Origin of the sequence: Streptomyces sp. BBFR2 (assembly GCF_044497305.1) — a bacterium.
In the GTDB taxonomy this organism is placed as follows: domain Bacteria; phylum Actinomycetota; class Actinomycetes; order Streptomycetales; family Streptomycetaceae; genus Streptomyces.
In genome coordinates this window covers 2,537,567-2,556,498 of sequence record NZ_CP172415.1, presented here as the reverse complement: position 1 = coordinate 2,556,498, position 18,932 = coordinate 2,537,567, and the positions used below count along the sequence as shown (strand labels likewise).

At 75.8% G+C, this 18,932-nt stretch carries 12 protein-coding genes; 5 read left to right on the top strand and 7 right to left on the bottom strand.

Going from position 1 to position 18,932, the window contains the following annotated elements:
• The first annotated feature begins 335 nt into the window (after positions 1-335).
• A complete protein-coding gene (locus ACGH2B_RS09640) occupies positions 336-2,819 on the top strand; it encodes a serine/threonine-protein kinase (protein ID WP_399087030.1) in 2,484 nt (827 codons plus the stop codon).
• Positions 2,820-3,259: 440 nt separating this feature from the next.
• On the opposite strand, the gene ACGH2B_RS09635 is transcribed toward ACGH2B_RS09640, so the two are convergent.
• The 4 genes from ACGH2B_RS09635 to ACGH2B_RS09620 form a co-directional block, all read right to left on the bottom strand.
• A complete protein-coding gene (locus ACGH2B_RS09635; RefSeq protein WP_399087028.1) occupies positions 3,260-4,594 on the bottom strand; it encodes a hypothetical protein in 1,335 nt (444 codons plus the stop codon).
• Complete coding sequence (locus ACGH2B_RS09630; protein ID WP_399087026.1) at positions 4,584-6,779, bottom strand: hypothetical protein; 2,196 nt, start codon at positions 6,777-6,779, stop codon at positions 4,584-4,586. The genes ACGH2B_RS09635 and ACGH2B_RS09630 overlap by 11 nt, the downstream gene beginning before the upstream one ends.
• 308 nt (positions 6,780-7,087) lie before the next feature.
• Positions 7,088-8,722 (bottom strand): transporter, encoded by a 1,635-nt coding sequence (locus ACGH2B_RS09625; protein WP_399087024.1) that lies wholly within the window; start codon positions 8,720-8,722, stop codon positions 7,088-7,090.
• Entirely contained in the window at positions 8,719-9,525 is an 807-nt protein-coding gene (locus tag ACGH2B_RS09620; protein ID WP_399096873.1) for an ABC transporter ATP-binding protein, read from the bottom strand. Before ACGH2B_RS09620 ends, ACGH2B_RS09625 begins: the two co-directional genes overlap by 4 nt.
• A 677-nt stretch (positions 9,526-10,202) precedes the next feature.
• On the opposite strand from ACGH2B_RS09620, the gene ACGH2B_RS09615 reads away from it, so the two are divergent.
• Both ACGH2B_RS09615 and ACGH2B_RS09610 read left to right on the top strand, forming a co-directional pair.
• Positions 10,203-11,594 (top strand): transcriptional regulator, encoded by a 1,392-nt coding sequence (locus tag ACGH2B_RS09615; RefSeq protein WP_399087022.1) that lies wholly within the window; start codon positions 10,203-10,205, stop codon positions 11,592-11,594.
• 275 nt (positions 11,595-11,869) lie between these two features.
• Positions 11,870-13,615, top strand: coding sequence for a hypothetical protein (locus ACGH2B_RS09610; protein ID WP_399087020.1), 1,746 nt, complete (start codon positions 11,870-11,872; stop codon positions 13,613-13,615).
• Between the two features lie 136 nt (positions 13,616-13,751).
• Here ACGH2B_RS09610 and ACGH2B_RS09605 read toward each other — a convergent pair whose 3' ends face one another.
• Positions 13,752-15,095, bottom strand: coding sequence for an ABC transporter substrate-binding protein (locus tag ACGH2B_RS09605; protein WP_399087018.1), 1,344 nt, complete (start codon positions 15,093-15,095; stop codon positions 13,752-13,754).
• A gap of 180 nt (positions 15,096-15,275) precedes the next feature.
• Between ACGH2B_RS09605 and ACGH2B_RS09600 the strand changes: the two genes are divergently transcribed.
• A complete protein-coding gene (locus ACGH2B_RS09600) occupies positions 15,276-15,725 on the top strand; it encodes a hypothetical protein (protein WP_399087016.1) in 450 nt (149 codons plus the stop codon).
• A 49-nt stretch (positions 15,726-15,774) separates the two neighbouring features.
• A complete protein-coding gene (purU, locus tag ACGH2B_RS09595) occupies positions 15,775-16,698 on the top strand; it encodes a formyltetrahydrofolate deformylase (RefSeq protein ID WP_399087014.1) in 924 nt (307 codons plus the stop codon).
• 37 nt (positions 16,699-16,735) lie between these two features.
• Here the strand turns inward: purU and ACGH2B_RS09590 are convergent, their stop codons facing one another.
• Positions 16,736-18,244, bottom strand: coding sequence for a zf-HC2 domain-containing protein (locus ACGH2B_RS09590; protein ID WP_399087012.1), 1,509 nt, complete (start codon positions 18,242-18,244; stop codon positions 16,736-16,738).
• A complete protein-coding gene (locus tag ACGH2B_RS09585) occupies positions 18,241-18,825 on the bottom strand; it encodes a sigma-70 family RNA polymerase sigma factor (RefSeq protein ID WP_399087010.1) in 585 nt (194 codons plus the stop codon). The genes ACGH2B_RS09590 and ACGH2B_RS09585 overlap by 4 nt, the downstream gene beginning before the upstream one ends.
• Positions 18,826-18,932: the final 107 nt, after the last annotated feature.

The following is an 18,932-nucleotide window of genomic DNA, read 5'->3' as shown; positions in this document are numbered from 1 at the left end:
GTACGGGCCCTGCCTGCCCGGGTGTCTTCGGGGCTCGGATGCTGCCGGGGGCGGGAGGCGTGTGTCCGGGGGCGCCATGCGCGGTGGGGCGGGCTCGCCGTCCGTCGGAACGGGGCTTCTCCGGGGCGATGCCTCGTCAGGGCGAGCGGTGTCGGGGCGAGGGGTGTCGGGACGGGGGCTCGTCGGGACGGGCCGGTGCTGGGTTTCGGCCAACGCTACGATCGCTGCCGTGCCGCGTCGGCCGTCCGTCTGCGCGGGGAACCCGTGGTGCGGCGCCCGCGTCAGGTATTCCCGCAGCCCCGACCGATTTCTCGACAGACGTGGAAGGCCCGCCGATGGATTCCTTGCTCCCGGACGACCCGCGACACCTCGGGCCGTACCGTCTGTTGGGCCGGATCGGGGCGGGTGGGATGGGCCGGGTGTACCTCGCGCGGTCCGCCGGTGGGCGCACCGTCGCGGTGAAGGTGGTGCGGCCGGATCTGGCGCAGGACACCGGGTTCCGGGGGCGGTTCCGGCAGGAGGTGGAGATAGCCCGTGCCGTGTCCGGGCGTTACACCGCGCCGGTCGTCGACGCCGATACCGAGGCGGCGTTGCCCTGGCTCGCCACCGCCTTCGTCCTCGGGCCGTCGCTGACCGAGGTCGTCGAGGCACACGGGCCGCTGCCCGACCACAGCGTCCGCGCCCTCGGTACGGGGCTGGCCGCCGCGCTGACCGAGATCCACTCCGTCGGGCTGGTCCACCGTGACCTGAAACCGTCCAATGTGCTGCTCGCCGCGGACGGCCCCCGCGTCATCGACTTCGGTATCGCGCGCGCCGTCGACGGGAACCGGATGACCCAGACGGGCGTGGTCGTCGGCTCGCCCGGTTACATCCCGCCCGAGCAGGTCCTGGGGCAGCGCGTCGGCACGGCCGGTGATGTCTTCGCCCTCGGCGCGGTCCTCACCTACGCCGCCACCGGGCACGGCGCGTACGCCGAGGGCACGCCCGCCGCGGTGCTCTACCAGGTCGTGCACGGCGAACCGGACCTCGGCGGAGTGCCCGAAGCGCTGCTGGGGCTCGTCACCGCCTGCCTGCACCGCGACCCGGAGCAACGGCCCGCCCCCGCCGACGTGTTGCGGACGCTCGCCCCGGAGGGCACCGGCGCGGCCTTCACCAACTGGCTGCCCGGCGCCGTCGCGTCGACCATCGCCACCCACGCCGCCCGCCTCCTCGACCTGGAGACCCCCGCCGACCCGGACCCCACCGGGCCTGGCGCCCCGCCGCTCGCCCACGGCCCCACCGGCCCGGGAACCGGCACACCCCAACGGCCGGGAGCGCCGCACGAGTTCGGTACGGCGCCGACGTATCTGATCGGCGCGGACAAGGACACCGGGCCCAGCGGCGGCCGCCCCGGCACGCCCGGCGGCGGCCACCCCGGTATCCCCGGCCCCGTCTCCGGTACGCCCGGTGGCGGTGGGCCTGTCCCCGCCGCCGTGCCCGGTGCCGTAACGCCGTACGCGCCGAACGGGCCCGGGGCGTACGCGTCGGCCGGCCCCGCAGCGGGCGCACCGACCGCGCCGTCCATATCCGGGGGGACGACCGCCCCACGCGCCCCCGGTGACGCCGCCGCGCCTTCGCGGCGGCGGTTCCTCGGGCTCGTCGCCGGGGCCGCGACGGGGGTGGTGGCGCTCGGTGGTGCCGGGGTCTGGGCGTTCAGCGGCCCGCCGGGCGGTAAGGGCGCCGATGACGGCGGGGTCGGGGGCGGGGGCGCGACCCCGGAGGCCGACGATTTCACCACCCCGCCGCCCGGCACCGCGCCCGCCGTCCTCTGGCACCGCACCGCCGAGACCGACAGCATCAACAGTGACCAGCCGCTCGCCGTCCACGAGGATCTGCTGCTGATCAGCGGGGACCCGCTGGTCGCCCGCCGCGCGAGCACCGGCGCCACCGCCTGGAGCCGGAAGGGTGTCGCCGCCGCCGGTGCCCCGCTGATCCTGGCCGACCGCAAACTCTTCCTCGTCAGCACCGAGTACAACGGCGACGTCATCGCCCTCGACCCGGGCACCGGCAAGGAGGTGTGGCGCAGCCGCCTCGGCGGTGACCTCACCGTCCAGCGCATCCTCGCGGTCGACGGGCAGCGGCTCTACGTCGTCGCGTCGGTGAGCAGCGAGGACATCACCGAGCACCTGACCGCCGTCGCGGCCATCAACCTCCGCACCGGCAAGCAGGACTGGAGCAAGCCGCGCGACAAGGGGACGACCGACTTCGACCTGGAAGGCACGGTCTCCGGCGACCGCCTCGTCTACACCGACGGCCGGAGCAACGTCACGGTCCGCGACGTCGCCGACGGCCGTCAGTTGTGGAGCCGCAAGCTGGGTGACGACATCGCCTGGCGGCCCGCCGTGCACGAGCGGCGGATCTTCCTCGGCGGTTCGCGGCTGCGCGCCGTTCACCTGGAGACGGGTGAGCAGGACTGGTCGCTCTCCTCCGCCGGGCGGCTCAGCTTCTACCAGCCGATGGTCGTGGGCGGCGTGGTGTACGCCGCCGATCACAGCGGTGGCGTCTGGGCGGTGGACCCGGTGCGCGGCCGCAAACTCTGGCTCTGCGAGGACACCGGCGCGCGCCGGGCGCCGACCGAGTTCCTGTCCGTCCGGGGCACGCTCTACGGCGCGTCGTACGACGACGCCGGCGGTGTCTTCGCCCTCGATCCCGCGACCGGCAAGGTCCGCTGGCACTACAACGACAACACCGGCAGCCTCGACCAGTGGCACGTCACCGCTTCCGGCCGCCGGCTGCTGGCCACCCACGGCAATGAGATCTACGCGTTGCCGGCGGTCTGAATCAGCCCGACCGAGCTGCGGTTTCGCGGTGCGTGGCGGCCTCGGCACGCGTCAGGCGACGCCCGGCCCGGGGCGGCCACCGCGCCTCGCCCGGCGGACGGCTGCCGACGGGCGAGGCGGGCGCGCGGCCCGGCGGCACGCCGCCGCCCGCCTGCGGCATTCGCCCAGGGGCAGGCCGAGGACCCGCTTGAAGGCGACGCCCGGAAAGCCAGGAGGCCCGCGTCGTCCAGAAGGCGGCGACCGCCGCCCCGGGGCCGTGCCCGCTCCCGCCTCGCCCCGGAATCCGCCGACCGGAACCCGCCGACCGGCTCCGGCAGCACGCCACCGCCGCCCCGCACCGGGGCTGACGGACCGGACCGGCCCACCGGCGGCCCGTCCGGTGGGCTGCCCGGCTGCCCGACGGGACCGCCCGGCCGGACGCACCCCGCCGGCTCCCTGCCCTACGAAGCCTCCAACGTGCGGGTGAAGTCCCCGCGTTGGACGCGTACGGCGAGGGAGTCGTCGGGCTCCCCGGAGAGCAGGGAGCCGTAGCCGGTGGCGGCCCAGAGGCTGCGGGCGGTGTCCACCTCGAAGTACGGGACCGGGCGGTCGCCCTCCCGGTCGGTGAGCACCTCGGGGGCGCGGCGGGCCCGTATCGCGCGGACACAGGACTCGCAGGCCGCCACCCGCAGCTCCTCGCGGCGGCCGAGCGGACGCCACGGCAGGACCCGGGCGGCGGGCCCGTGCAGCGGGTGGAAGAAGCACAGGGGCAGCGGGGCGTCCTCGGAGCCGAGCGCCGCGCGCCCCTCGGCTATCAGCGCGAACACACCCGCCAGATCCGGCACGCCCCGCGCGCGGTCCAGCACCGAACCGGCCGCGGAGTACGCGTCGAGGGCCCGTCCGACGGCCTGCGGATCGCCCTGCGCGGCGCGGGCCTCCTCCCCCAGCCGCACCACCTCCCGCGCCGCCCGCTCGCGCAGCTCCGCCTCGTCCGCCCGCCGGGCGGCCGCGAAGACGGAGCGCGGCAACGCGAACGGTGTGGCCAGATCCCGCACCCGGGCCCGCCGCCGCCACAGCAGCCCCACCGCGCCGAGCACCAGCAACGGCCCGGCCACCAGCGTGAGCATCCGGACCACCGGCGACCCGGAGGACGCCGGCGCCCCGGCAGCCCCCGAGGCTCCCGGACCGCTGGAGGACGCGGACGGGGCGGGGCCGTTGAGGTCGGCGGTGGCCTTCTCGTACTCCTTCTCACCGTCGCCCGCCGCGATGATGTCGATGGCCCGCTCGACGCGGCGGGCCGTCCCGGCGCCCTCCATGTCGCTCTGGTGGAAAACGGCCGCCGCGGCCTGCTGCGCCTGGTGCAGACGGGCCGGCCACTCGCGGGCGGCGATGTCCTCGGGGAAGTCGCCGAGCGTGATGATGATCGACGGTTCGCCGCCCAACCGGTCGTGGACCACCTCGGCGAGCTGCGCGGGATCACCGCCCCAACTGTCCCCTTCGACCAACGGCACCAGCACCACCCGGATCGGCAGCCGCGTCCCGCGGATCCGCTCGGCCAGCCGTTGCCGCTCGGCCGCGCCGACCGCCGAGTCCAGCGACGGATCGACGTACACGGGGGAGTGGCGCAGCGCGTCGGCGATCTTCTGTCCGGGGCTCCCGGCGGCGGCTCCCGGCGCCGCCGTACACCAGACCAGGGTCAGCGCCGCCAGCGCCGCGACGGCGGCACCGGCCACGGCGGACATCCGGCGGCGGGCCCCGGCCCGGCGCGGGCGGCGGTGGCGAAGGTCAGTGAACACCGAAGTACTCCCGTACGTCGCGGGCGAGTTGGTCGATCCGGGCGCCGTCGGCGAGCGCGGCCAGCGGCCCGGGGAGCTCGGGGTACGGCACACGGTCCGCGCGGCCGGTGTCCGTCGCCGGGCCCAGCCGCAGCACCGGCGCCGGGGTGGCCCGGCACCGTTCGCAGACCGGCAGCGACCGGGCGCGGCCACCGCCTGCCGGGGATATCCGGCGGGTGGCGGACGCCGGGCCGTGCAGCGGGTTGCGGTGGCACAGCCGCTCCGGCACCGCGGACCTCTCGGCGGCCGCCCGGCCGGCGCGGGCCAGCGCGACGGCGCACACCAGGGACACCGGGGTGGCGTCCGCGTCGACCCGGCCGTCACCGTCACCGTCGATGAGCAGGGCGGCGGCGTCCAGACACTCCCAGGCCAGGCGGTGCGTTCCCGCGGGCAGGGCACTGTGGGCGTCCAGTGTGGCGGTGAGGGCGTCGGCCTCCTGCCGGGCGGTGCGCCGCAGCCACGCCAGGGACGGCGCGTCCGGCGCCTCGAACGTGACCGGGACGCCGCCGGGCGCCCGGCCACCGGGCCTCCGGCGCCGCCGCACCGCACCGGCCGATGCCCGCACCGCCGCCACCAGCCCGAGCAGCAGCGCCGCGAGGAACGCGCCGATCATCAGCCCCGGCGCGAAATCCCCCGCGAACACGCTGGACAGCCCCCGCTCCGCGGCCGGGTCGGCGGCGGGCCCGGGATTGTACGGCCGGCTGCCCGCCGCCTCCTTCGGAGCGCGGGCGACATCGCGGAGCAGCGCGTCGAGCCGGTCGCCCAGCGTGCGGTGATCGTCCTCGTCGGGGAACGTGGAGTGCCGGCTCTCCAGGGCGTACGCGTCCACGGGCGCGCCGTAGTTGATGACGGAGAGGCGGTCCGACAGCGGATCGGCGAGGACGAACAGCGCGTCGCGGTGCAGACGTTGGTGGAGCGAACGGACGAACACATCGCCGTCGCCGCCCGATTCGTCGTCGGTGACGCTGGGCACCGCGGCGATCAGCACCGGGACGTCGAGCGAGGTGAGCCGCGCGTGCAGCCGGGCGCGCTCGGCCGCGCTCAGGACCGGTTCGCTCTCCGGGTCGGTGTACAGGGGGTCGTGGCGCAGACCGGCGGTGACCCGCTCGATACGGGAGCCCATGTCGGCCGCGGTCGGGAGGGCGCCGACGTCGGAGCGGTCGAAGAGCCGCGCGGCGGTGACGGCGAGCCCGCCCGCCAGGACCACCACGCCGACCAGCAGCACCACCACGCCCCGGGCCGGCCGCCGCGGCCCGGCGGAGCGCCCCGGGGCGGCGCCGTCCTTCCGTGCCCCGTCCGTCGCACCGCCGCCGTCGCCCTTGGCCGCCGCGGCCCCGGATTTACGTAGCGAGGGTGCAGCGGCACCCCGGGCGTCGCGGGGCCCGGGGACCGGTGAGCCGCCGCGGGCCCGGTGCAGACGGCGTCGGCGGCGTACGTAGAGGCCCAGCAGCAGGACGGAGAGCGGGAGCCCGGCGACCGCGATGCCCGCGACGAAGCTCTGGTTCTTCTGGTCGGTGCGGTCGGGGTGGAGCTTCGGGACCTCGGCGCCGTCGGCGGCCGCGGCGCGGCCCGCCTCCGCCCGCTCATGGGCCCGCCCCGAGCGGAGGACGTCGACGAAGTGCCGGAACAGCTCCAGGGGCGTCGCGTCGTACGGCAGCTCGTAGAGCGTGGCGCGGGCCGCGTCCCGGACGCCGCGCACCTCCGTGCCGTACGCCTGTGCCTCCGGCATCCCCGGGCCGCTCAGCACGACGTACAGACCGTCGCGGCCGAGCCGGTCGTGGACACCGGCGAGGAATCCGGTGTCGTCGGCGCCCAGCGCGGTGTCGGGCAGGACCATGACGTACACGGGCACCCGGAGCCGCGCGGCCTGCGCGGCGAAGAGCGGGGCGCTGGAGCGGGGGACGGCGCGCGGGAGTTGGTCGCTGATGTACACGGGATCGCGGCGCAGTTGCTCGGCTAGGTACGCCGTTCTGCTGCGCGGGGTGGCCGCGCCGGAGCCGGGAGCCGTGTCCGCGGGGGAGCCGCCCGGGCTCGCCCCGGTGGTGTGCTCCGCCGCGGGCCGGTGGGCCGCGCGTCCGGGGGACGCGGGCTGCGCCATCGCGGGGACACCGCCCAGCAGCACCGCCAACCAACCCGTGACCAGCATCAGCGCGCCTCGACGCACCGCCCCCACCCCCTCGTTCCGCATGACGCCCTGACGCTACCTCCCGCGCGCGGATGCCGTGCGGGCCTGTGGACAACGTGCGGGATTCAGCGATTCCGGCACGTCAGCGACGGTGCGACGGCAGCGTTGCCGCGCAGGTGCGAAAGCCCGGACGTACCGGCCCGGCCGGGCCGGGAGGCGGGCCCGGCCGGGAACCGCCGCCGGGCCTCGCGGTCACCCCCGCGGGCCGTGCCCAGGGACGACCGGACCGCGAGCCGCCCCGGCCGGGCCGCCGCGTCGCAGCCCCTCTCTCACCCCTGCCGTACCGCCGAAAGGATCTCCGGCACCCGGCGCACCACCAGGGGCGCGGCGATCCGCAGGCCCGCCTGGGCCACCACCGTGCCGTAGACGACCCCGGCGGGCAGGAGTATCCACAGCAGGGCGTGGTGGCCGGCGAGGTGCAGCCAGATGGTCAGGGCGACCAGCGGCGCGCTCAGCACCGTGCCCGCCAGCAGGCCGCCGAAGAGGCTGAACCAGGCGATGGACGCCTGGCCCGGCGCGATGTTCTTGTTGCCGTCGGACGGGACGGAGTAGGGGAAGAGCGCCGAGGTGAGCGCGCCCGTCGCCACCAGTGTGCCGAGCAGCGCCAGCGACAGCCCGTAGATCTCCACCAGCGACGGCCAGGCGTCGAGGAACGCGACGGTGCCGACCACCACCAGCGTGACGTACGGGACCGCCACCAGGCACAGCGCCAGGGCGCGGGCCCGCAGTTCGCGGTAGGCGTCCCGGGGCGTCGCGAGGGTCGAGGCCACCATCCAGAACGCCGAGGTGTCCTGGCCGAACTGGTTGTACATCTGCGTGCCGAGCAGCGCGGGCGCCACGAGCGCGGTGTAGACCGTGCCGTTGCCCTGCGCCGCGTAGACGACCGGGATCAGCAGGCCCACGCCCATCGACGTGGCCCAGCCCATCTTCGTCTTCGGGTCGCGCCAGGCGTAGCGGAGGGTCCGCAGCATGACCGCGCCCGTCCGGCCGTCCGGCAGCAGCCGGGACGGCCCCCGGGAACCACCCCTCGCGCGTTTGCCGTCCTTCTCCGCCGGCTGGATCGTCGACCCGTCGGGCGAGGTCATCAGGGCCGTCAGCATCCGCTGCCACCACCACAGCAGCGCCACCAGCGCCAGCGCCGTCAGCGCCAGCCCGGCGGCGGCCGTGACCCACGCGCCCCGGCCCGCGTCGGCCACGGCGCTCATCGCGGATGCCGGCGGCACCCAGCGCAGCACCTCACCGACCGGCTCCAGGACGGCCAGCCCGTCCGGGCGGCCCAGCTTCTGCGCGACGAGATTGACCAACTGCGCGCCGAGCGCGGCGAACAGTCCGCCCAGCACCGCCAGATCCCGGCCCCGGCGGCTCGTCAGCAGCCGTACGGACGCGGTGGCGACGACCCGCGCCAGCGCCACGCAGACCAGCATCACCAGGGGCACCGCGCACACCGCGACGGCGGTGGCGGCCGGACCGCCGGCGACCGCGACGGCCGCACCGGTGGCCAGGACGAGGGTGACGAGCGGCCCGACGCCCACCAGGGACGCCGTCAGCAGCGCCACGACCAGGGGACGGGGCCGCAGCGGCAGCATCACCAGGCGCGTGGGGTCCAGCGTCTCGTCGCCGGACGGGAAGAACAGCGGCATGACCGCCCAGCCCAGCGTGAGGAGCCCGACGAGCAGCACCACCAGCGCGTCGATGTGCGCCGCACCGCGCAGCAGGACCAGCCCGGTGGTCGCCAGCCCGGCGAACACCACGCCCGCGAGGACCGACGCGACGTAGGCGGCGGCGCGCCCCGGTGAGCGGCGCAGGCCGTTGCGGAGCAGGGCGAGCTTCAGACGGACGAACAGCGGCGTCAGCGCGGTCGGGGACGCCGGCCGCGGGGCACCCGGCGCGAAGGGGGCACTCATCGGGCGCCGCCCCCCAGCCAGTCGAGGTTCTGCCCGGCGCGGGTGCGGCCCCCGGCGCCGACCAGTTCCAGGAACGCCTCCTGGAGCGACGGCGCGTCGCCCCGCACCTGGGCGAGGGGCCCGTCCGCCCGGATGCGTCCGGCGGCGATCACCGCGACCCAGTCGCAGAGCGATTCGACCAGCTCCATGACGTGGCTGGAGAAGATCACCGTCGCCCCGGAGGAGGTGTACCGCTCCAGGACGCCGCGGATGGTCTGCGCCGACACCGGGTCGACGCCCTCGAAGGGCTCGTCCAGGAAGAGGATTTCGGGGTTGTGCAGCAGCGCGGCGGCCAGCCCGATCTTCTTGCGCATACCGGTGGAGTAGTCGACGACCAGCTTGTGCTGGGCGCCGGACAGCCCGAGGACGTCCAGCAACTGATCGGCGCGCTTGTCGGTCTCGGCGCCGGGCAGGCCGCGCAACCGCCCCATGTAGCCGAGAAGTTCACGGCCCGACAGGCGCTCGAAGAGCCGCAGGCCCTCGGGCAGCACCCCGATCCGCGACTTGACGCCCACCGGGTCGCGCCACACGTCGTGCCCGCCGATGAGGACCTCACCGGAATCCGGCCGCAGCAGCCCGGTGACCATGGACAGCGTGGTGGTCTTGCCCGCGCCGTTCGGCCCCACCAGCCCGATGAAGCGGCCCGCGGGCAGCGTCAGGTCGATACCGGCCACCGCGGTCTGCTGCCCGAACCGCTTGGTCAGCCCCCGGATCCGCACCGCGGGCACGCCCTCGGCCGCCCCGCTCCCCGGCGGCGCGGCCACCGGCTCCCCGCCGCCCCGCTCGGTCGGCTCCCCGTTCTTCTCCGGTCCGTTCGCCACCGGTCCAGCCCTTCGACGTCCCCGCAGAGGCCGGGCGGCCCCCGTCCCCGTTCACGATACGGACCGGTACTGACAGCGGGCCGGGCCCCGCCCGCGCGCGGCGACGAACGGCGGCCGCCTGCCCCGGGGGAGCCGCGGCACCGCCCGGAGCGGCCCGTCCACCGCCCCTACGGGGGGCGCCCCTGCCGTACGAACCACCCCGATGTGGTCCGTACCGCCTGGAGCGACCGGAAAGAGGGAGGGGAGAAACGCGTGTCCCGGGCGCACCTACCGGCACGTGGGGCGCATGGAGGCATCGGCGGGGGCGCGTAGCGGTGGTGAGCCGGGTGCGGGGTAGCGACCCGCCCTTCCGGGCAAGCAGGATCGCCGCATACGGACCGTGGGGGCGAAGGGCCGTGGAGCGCGCCGGGACGCACCCGGCGCCGTGGCGCCCCGTGCGGGCACCGCCGCCACCCGGGCTCCGCGCACCTGACGCACCCCGCCCGCACGGCACATCCCACTCGTATCGCCGGTATCCGGAATCCCACCGGATATCTGGGAATACGCGGGGAATTGATCGCAACCAATCACACCGACCGGCGTTCACCGGTGGACGCACTGCCGCAACAGGGGGTACCAACATGGCCGCAAGGCCACTCGTCGCTCGTCAGCCCAACGAGCGGCTCCAGGCGCTGATCCAGGAGGCCGCCTGCTCCAACGCGGGTTTGGCCCGCCGCGTCAACATGTGCGGCGCCGAACACGGCCTCGACCTGCGCTACGACAAGACCTCGGTGGCCCGGTGGCTGCGCGGTCAGCAGCCGCGTGGCCGCGCCCCCGCGATCATCGCGGAGTCCCTGGGGCGCAAGCTCGGCCGCACGGTCACCATCGACGAGATCGGCATGGCGGACGGCAAGAACCTCGCGTCCGGTGTGGGGCTGCAGTTCTCCCCGACCGTGCTCGGCGCGATCGAGCAGGTCAGCGAGTTGTGGCGGAGCGACGTGGGGCGGCGCGACTTCCTGAACGGCTCCTCCGTCGCCGCCTCCGCGCTGGTCGAGCCCAGCCGCGACTGGCTCATCACCGGGGCGGACCCCCAGGTGGCGCGGAGCGCGGGCGCCCGGGTGGGACGCGCCGACGTGGAGGCGGTACGCGCCATGACCACGGCGCTCGGCGACCTCGACCACCGCTTCGGCGGCGGCCATGTCCGGCCGGTCGTCGTGCACTACCTCAACAGCGTCGTCTCCGGACTGCTCGCCGGGTCCTACCGGGAGTCCGTGGGGCGGGAACTCTTCGCCGCCGTCGCGCGGCTGACCGAACTCGGCGGCTACATGGCCGTCGACACCGGGCAGCCCGGTCTCGCCCAGCGCTACTACATCCAGGCGCTCCGCCTCGCGCAGGCGGCCGACGACCGCGCGTACGGCGGTTACGTCCTCGCCGCGAGCATGAGCCATCTCGCCGCCGAACTGGGCACCCCCCGTGAGATCGCCCAGCTCGCGCGGGCCGCGCAGGAGGGCGCGCGGGGCCGCGTCACCCCGCGCGCCGAGGCGATGTTCTGTGCCGCGGAGGCGCGCGGTCACGCGCTCATGGGGGACGGCCGGGCCTTCCAGTCGGTCGCCGCCCGCGCGCTGACCGCGATGGAACGCGCCGAGGCGGTGGGTGACACGGGCGACGACCCGGACTGGATCGGCCACTTCGACCGCTCCTATCTGGCCGATGAACTCGCCCACTGCCACCGTGACCTGGGCCAGGCCGCCGCGGCCGAGGAACAGGCCCGCCTGGCGCTCCAGGGCCTGCCGCGCACCAAGGTCCGCCGCCGCGCCATCGGGATGGTGCTGCTGGCCGGGGCGCAGGTGCAGCAGCGCGAGGTCGAACAGGGCTGCCACACCGCCACCGAGGCCGCGGAGCTGCTCGGTGAACTCCGCTCGCAGCGGGGCGTGGAGTACCTCGACGACTTCCGCCAGCGCGTCGAGCCGTACCGGGACGAGCCGGTGGTGCGGGAGTTCAGCACCCGGCTGGAGCTGCGCGTCGCGGTGTGAGGACGCCGGGAGCCCGGGGCGGGCCCGCGGTGCCGCGCCTGGTGCGCGGCCCGCGGGCCCGTCGCGTACGGGGCGTCAACGGGCCGGGGAAATGCGGCGAATGCCCCGATGTTCGGTGTCGGCGCCCCGGGGGACGCGGTGCGTTCCCCGGGGCACCGGCCCGGCCGCCGCCTCCGGGGCGGGCGGCGGCGGTGACCGGGGGACGTGGTCGAACGCGTCGGCGACCCGGTAGCGTGAGCCGACGATTCCGTAGGTCTGCAGAGGTAGGAGTCCCGGTGACGCAGAGCGGACAGGGTCACGACCCGCAGAATTCCGCGGACGGCCAGGCGCGGGAGGGCGTGGTGCTGCCCTCGGGCGGTGAGGCATGGCCGCCCGCCCAGCAGGCCGCACCCCCGGCCGGACAGCCCTGGGGGCAGCCCTGGGGCCCCGGCCAGCAGAACCCGCAGACGTACGGCCAGGGCCGGCCTCTCGCGCAGCCCCAGGGCCAGATATCCGGGACGTATCCGGGCCAGCCCCAGGGCGCCGGTCAGGGGCAGTCCCCGACGTACGGTCAGGGGCTTCCCCCGCAGCAGCCCCCGCAGGCCCAGGGTTACGGTCAGGGCGCGGCCCCGCAGGCGCAGCCCCAGCCCCACGCGCAGCCCCAGTCCGGGCAGGCCGCCCCGGCGTTCCCGCCCCCGCCGCAGGGGCAGCCGCCGATGCCGCCGATGCCGCCCACCGCACCGCAGCAGGCGCCCGGCCCGCAGCCGCCCGCCGTGTCGGACGCCGAGGAGACGGCTCTGATCCCGCCCTTCGGCTCCGGCGCGCTGCCACCCGAAGGCGCCGCCCCGTCGCCGCAGGCCCCGAGCGGGCAGTTGGTGAAGGCCACCCCGCAGCAGGCCGCGCCGCTGCCGCCCGCCTCGGGCGACGCGGACGCCACCGCCCTGCTGCCGCCGGTCGGCGCCGGGACCGCGCCCGGGGCCGCGCCGCTGCCGCCGGAGACCGCCGGCCGCCCCGAGACGCCCGGCGAGTCCACCCAGATGCTCCGCAGCCTCCGCCCGCCCCGTAACCGCGCGGCCGCACCGCCCGCCGCCCCCGGGGACTCCGAGGCGACCCAGTACCTCCCGCCGGTCGGCGCCGGCGGCCCCGCGCCCCAGCCCGGTGGCGCGCCGCTCGGCGCACAGCCCGGGGGCGGCGCGGAGCGGCCCACCCCGGCCGAGTTCGAGGGCCTGTTCCGCGCCGCCCCCGGGGCCGCCGCCCCGCCCCCGGCGCCCGACGCCACCGCCCAACTGCCGCGCTTCGACGACCAGGCCCCGCCGCCGTACGGCCCCGGGGGCGACCGGCACGGGTTCCCGCCCGGTGGCGGCCACGAGGCGCCGCACCCCGGGTACGACGACACGCCCGCCGGCCGCCGGCGGCTGAGCCCCGTCGTGGTGGTCGGCATCGTCGTGGTGGCGCTCGCGGGTGCCGGTATCGGGCTGGGCTGGGCGCTCAGCGGCGGTGACGACGACGCGAAGAAGAAGGAGCCGAGCACCGGCGCCGCCCGGTCGGCCACCAAGGACGCCGCCCCGCCGTCGCCGACCGCCGACCCGGCCGAGGAACAGGCCAAGAAGCTGGACGCGCTCCTCGCCGACAGCAACAGCAGCCGCTCCGCGGTGATCAACGCCGTCCGGGACATCCGCGGCTGCGACAACCTCCCGGGCGCGGCGAAGGACCTCAAGGGCGCGGCCAACCAGCGCAACCAGATGGTCAGCCGCCTTCAGGGGCTGCCCCTCGACAAGGTCCCGCGGCACGCGGAGCTGACCGCCGCCCTCACCACCGCGTGGAAGTCGTCGGCCGCAGCCGACAACCACTACGCGGCGTGGGCCGGTCAGGTCGCCGGGAAGAAGGGCTGCCACAAGGGCCACGCCCGTAACACCGGCCACACCGCGCAGGGCACCGCGGCCAGCGGCGCGGCCACCAAGGCCAAGGAGCAGGCGGCCCGCCTCTGGAACCCGATCGCCCAGAAGTACGGCCTGCGCACGCACCAGGCCGGCGACCTCTGAGCCCTCCGCCGGGCGGCTCCCACCGGGCGCTCCGCGCGCCCCGGAGCCGTCCGGCGGCCACGCTTCCCGGAGCGCCCGCCGAAACCGCCGCGCCCGCTCCGTACGCCCCCGGCGCCCGCCGCCCGGGGCGCGCCCCTCACATGTCCGTGCGCCGCCGCTCCAGCGTCCCGGCGACGTTCACGAAGCCGTCGGACGCGGCGAGCACCTGACCGTCCGCGACCGTCTGGTACATCACCGTCGCGTTCACGATCCGCGGGAAGTCCTGCACGGCGAGCATGTCCTCCGCGCGCCACCGCAGCTTCGGCGTCAGCCCGCCGGTGTCCACCGGATGCTTCCCGCGGTCCAGCACCTTCTGGAGCGCGTACGGGGTGATCTCCTCCACACCGTCCGCGTCGAGCCGCTCCACCATCGCGCGCAGCACCGTGTACGCGATCCACGTCGTCTGTACGCCCTGGTCGGCCGGGTCGACGCGGTTGTCACCGAAGGCGTGCTCGTTGATGACCTTGCGCATCGGGGTCCACCGCGGATCGCCCGCCGCCGGGTACCAGCCGGTGACCAGCGCGCCCTCCAGCGGTCCGGAGCGGCCGCCGGTGCGGTTGACCAGCGCCTGCCCGACACTGCCCAGCACCGAGGCGACGTGCACCTTCGGGCTCTGCTGCTGCAGGCGCCGGAAGGAGTCGAAGAAGGCGTCGGTGTGATCGCCCAGCGACGCCGCCACACAGGAGCCCGGCGCCCGGCCGCCGTACGCCGCCATCCCGTAGCGCACGGGGTCGGCGCCGACGGCGTCCAGCGCCCGCCGCACCTCGGCGGAGTAGTCCGTCCCGTCGTCGGGCGCCCGGATGTCGGTGACCGGCGAGCGGCCCCCCTGCCGGAGCCCGGAGTCGAGGAGGGAGGGCATCTGGTCGCCCTGGATCGTGTCGGGCCGCACCAGGGCGACGCGGCTGCAATCGCGCGCGAGCTGACGCCCGTTCCCGGCGAGCAGCGACGCCTGACCGCCGTTCACCGGGTACGACAGCGGACTTTCGAACTCCTCGTCGGAGGCGCCGTAGCCGCCTATGTACGGGATGCCCTTGACCTCCAGCGGCGACATGAACGACCGGCCGAACTGGCTGTACGAGCCGACGACGGCGACCGCGCCCTCGTCGACCGCGCGCTGCGCGCAGCGGGTCGCGCCCACCGAATCGTTACGGTCGTTGCAGGTCAGGACCTTGAGCCGGTGCCCGGCGAGGCCGCCCGACGCGTTGACCCAGCGGGCGTACGTCTGCGCCATCGCCGGCATACCGGGCATGTTGGTGGCGTTGGTGCCCTCCGGCGCCCATGTCATCACCGTGATCGGCGCCTTCCCGGACCCGGTGCCCGGCAGTGAGCCGCAGCCGGAGAGCAGGGACGCCAGCACCGCCGTACCGGCTGCCCACCGGGCGGCGGTCCGTGCGGGGGCGGGCGGGAAGAGGCGGGAGGAGGGGCGGCGCCGTCCGGTCATGGTCCGTGAGCCTCGCGGCCCGCCCGAAACGCGTGAGTGATTCCAGGTCAGCGGAGAGTGACGGTGAGGTGAACTCCGGGGGGCGATAGGTGATCGGGAACGAGGAACGTACGATCGAATACTGTGCAAGGTTCGGAGAAGTCTTCCCGTCGCGGCCGCCGCTCGACCACCATGGACGGCATGCCACACAACGACATGCCGTGGTGGCGCTGGCGCAGCAATGTGCGCTCCGCGCTGCACATGCTCTCCGACCCAGGGTTCCACCAGGAGACCTGGCTGACCGGCCGCCCCGGGTACGGCGACGTGACCGACGCCGTCTACCGGCTCGTCGAGGACACCTGGCTCGACAACTGGTCCGCGGAGAAGTATGTCGGCACGATCTTCCGCGACACCCAGGAGGCGGCGCTCGTCGACGCCGCCGTGCTGCGGGTGCTGCGGATCATGCACCAGGTCGGCGCGGACGCCCCCGTCGCCGCGTACGTCGAGCACCCCGCGTGGCCCGAGGCGGTCCGTGCGGCGCGCGAGGCGCATGTCTGGCTGGCCCGCGCGGACGGCGACGATCCGGACGCGCCGCCGCTGCCGCTGGAGGCGTTGGCGCGGATGACCGGGGGCGCGGCGGCCGGCGTGTGAGCCGAGGCCCGCGCCGGTGCGGTGTCCGGGTATGCGACCCTATGAGGTCATGAGCGAGTCGCAGTCCTCCACGCCCGGCCCGAACGACGGGTCCGCCACCGGCGGTTCCGGTCCGGGCCGCCCCACCGACCAGTACGTCCTGACGCTGTCCTGCCCGGACAAGCAGGGCATCGTGCACGCCGTGTCCAGCTTCCTGTTCATGACGGGCTGCAACATCGAGGACAGTCAGCAGTTCGGCGACCACGACACCGGCCTGTTCTTCATGCGGGTGCACTTCAGCGCGGACGCCCCGGACAGTGTGGAGAAGCTGCGCGCCAGCTTCGCCGCGGTCGGCGACTCGTTCCGGATGGACTGGCAGATCCACCGCGCCGACGAGAAGATGCGCATCGTCCTGATGGTGTCGAAGTTCGGCCACTGCCTGAACGACCTGCTGTTCCGCTCCCGGATCGGGGCGCTGCCGGTCGAGATCGCCGCCGTCGTCTCCAACCACACCGACTTCGCCGAGCTGGTCGCCTCGTACGGCATCGCCTTCCACCACATCCCGGTGACGAAGGCGACCAAGGCGCAGGCGGAGGCGGAGCTGCTGGAGCTGGTACGGGCCGAGCGGGTCGAGCTGGTGGTGCTGGCGCGCTACATGCAGGTGCTCTCCGACGACCTGTGCAAGGCGCTGTCCGGCCGCATCATCAACATTCACCACTCCTTCCTCCCGAGCTTCAAGGGCGCCAAGCCGTACCACCAGGCGCACGCCCGCGGGGTGAAGCTCATCGGCGCCACCGCCCACTACGTCACCGCCGATCTCGACGAGGGCCCGATCATCGAGCAGGAGGTCGAGCGGGTCGGCCACGGCGTCACCCCCGACCAGCTCGTCGCCATCGGCCGGGACGTGGAGTGCCAGGCGCTGGCCCGCGCGGTGAAGTGGCACAGCGAGCGCCGGGTGCTGCTCAACGGGACCCGGACGGTCGTCTTCGCCTAGAGTCTCTCCGCCGCTTTCCGCCGCCTCCCTCGCCCGCTCAGAGCCGGGAGAGGGAGGCGGTCGCGTAGAGGACGTCGCGGATCGCCTCGCGTTCGCCGTCCGAACCGGCGGCCGCCTCGTCCGGCACGACGTGCCCGGCCGCGAGCTGGCAGAACTCCTCGCCGTCCAGCGCGAGATGGGCCACGGTGTGCTCCGGCGAGCCGACCGCCGCCGGGGAGTCCAGGGCTATGTACCAGTGGCCGCCGCCGTCGCCCTCGATCTCCAGATGGAGCGTCCGGCCCGGGGCACCGGCCGCCACCAACTGCCGGGGCGGCGCGGCCAGACCGGCCCGCCGGCGGTGGGCGAGCGCACGCGGCAGCAGCCGGGCGGCGAGATCCACCAGGCTGTGCAGATGGTCCGCGGCCGGGCCCTTGTGCGGGTAGGCGACCGCGTCGGCGATGTCACCGGCGTGCAGCCAGCAACCGAAGGCCCGGTCGAGGAAGGCGTCCCGCAACGGCAGCCGGACCGGACCGTACGCCACCGCCAGCTCACCCACCCCGCCGCCCGCGAACGAGGCCGTACGGATCAGTGCATGGCTCTGCTCCCGCCACGGCCGGTGGACGGCGGGCGTCCGGGGCGCCTCCCCGAGGGTGCGCCACAGGGCGTGGGTGCGGGCACCGGGTCCGGCGCCGGCGGCGGGCGCGGCGTCGCCGAGCGGGTCGGGCAGGCCCAACGCCGTGGCGAGAAGGCCGTCGACCGCCATCAGGTGTCCGAGCACTCCGGCGGCGGTGGTCTCGCGGTGCACCGGCCGCTCGCCGTCGAACCACCGCAGCCGCACCGGGGCGCGCCATTCGGCCTCGCCCATGTCGCGCAGCAGGGCGTCCAGTTTGGCGGTCTCCGCGTCGTACGGGGCGGCCCACTCGGGCACCGGGATGCGTGCCGGGCGGCGGCCCAGGCAGCCCTCCAGGACGCGGGAGCGCAGCAGCGGGTCGAGGTCGAGGCTGTCGGCGGGGTGGAGCAGACCGACGGCGTCCCGCAGCCGCAGCGCCTCGTCGGCACAGGAGGCGCAGTCGGTGAGGTGCGCCTCGACGGCGGCGGTCTCCTCGGCCGAGCAGGCGGCCAGCGCCCACGCGCCGAGCAGCGAGGTCAGCACGCGGTGCGGCAGCTCGGGCCGCCCGTCACCCGGGCGTCCGTCACCCGGCCGCCCGTCACCCGGGCATCCGTCACCGGGGTGTCCGTCACCGGCGCGTCCGTCACCGGGGTGGGCGGCGCCGGAGTCCGCCGGGGCGTCCGGGGGAGGGCCGCCGGCGGGTGCACCGGGGCCGGGTCCTGCGGTGTCCGGCCGTTCGGGGCCGGCGCTCGCGGCGGCGGGATCCGCGGCGCTTCGCGGGGGCGTGCCGCCGGGCAGTGGGCCGCGGTCCTCGGCCGCGGTGCGCGGGGACGGTATCCGGGGCCGGGCCGCGGGCGGGCCCGGGGCGGAGCCTGGGCCGGGCGGCTCGCCGGGGCCGTCGTACGGCGGGCAGGCGTCCTCGCGGCCGTACCTCTCCCATTCCTCCGGGCCGTTCACCGGGGCGCTCCGTTTCCGTCGCCGGGTCCGCCGGGCGGCAGCTTCTGGTGGTGGGCGGTGGACAGCAGTTGGAGGCCGAGGCGGAGCCTGCGGCGGGCCTCGTCCGCGGTGACGCCGAGGTCGGCGGCGGTCTGGCGGTAGTCCCGCCGCTGGAAGTAGGCCAGCTCCAGGGCCTGGCGCAGCGGGGCGGGCATGGAGGTGACGATGTAGTCGGCGCGGGCGGCGGTGGAGGCGTCGCGGATCTTCCGTTCGACCTCGGCGGGCGCGGGTCCGCCCTCGTCACGGGCGCGGGCGGCCTCGGTCTGGCGCAGCCGGTGGACGGCCTGGCGCTGGGTGAGCGTGGCGACCCAGGAGCGCAGTGAGCCCTGCTTGGGGTCGTAGGCGTCCGGGTTCTCCCAGATGTAGCCGAAGACCTCGCGGGTGACGCGGTCGGCGGCGTCCTCGTCGCCGAGGACGCGGTGGGCGAGGCTGTGCACGAGTGAGGCGAAACGGTCGTACAGCTCGCCGAGCGCGGCGGCCTCACCGCGGGCGAGCCGCTGCTGCATGCGTCTGTCCCAGCGTGGTGGTGCGTCCCTCGCCATCGGCCCCTGCCCCGTTCCTCACCGCCGCCGTACGGACCGCCCGTGGCGCGGCCGGGCGTGCGTCGTGCGGTCATCCGCTTGCCCGCGTCCCGCCGGTGTGGGCGGTG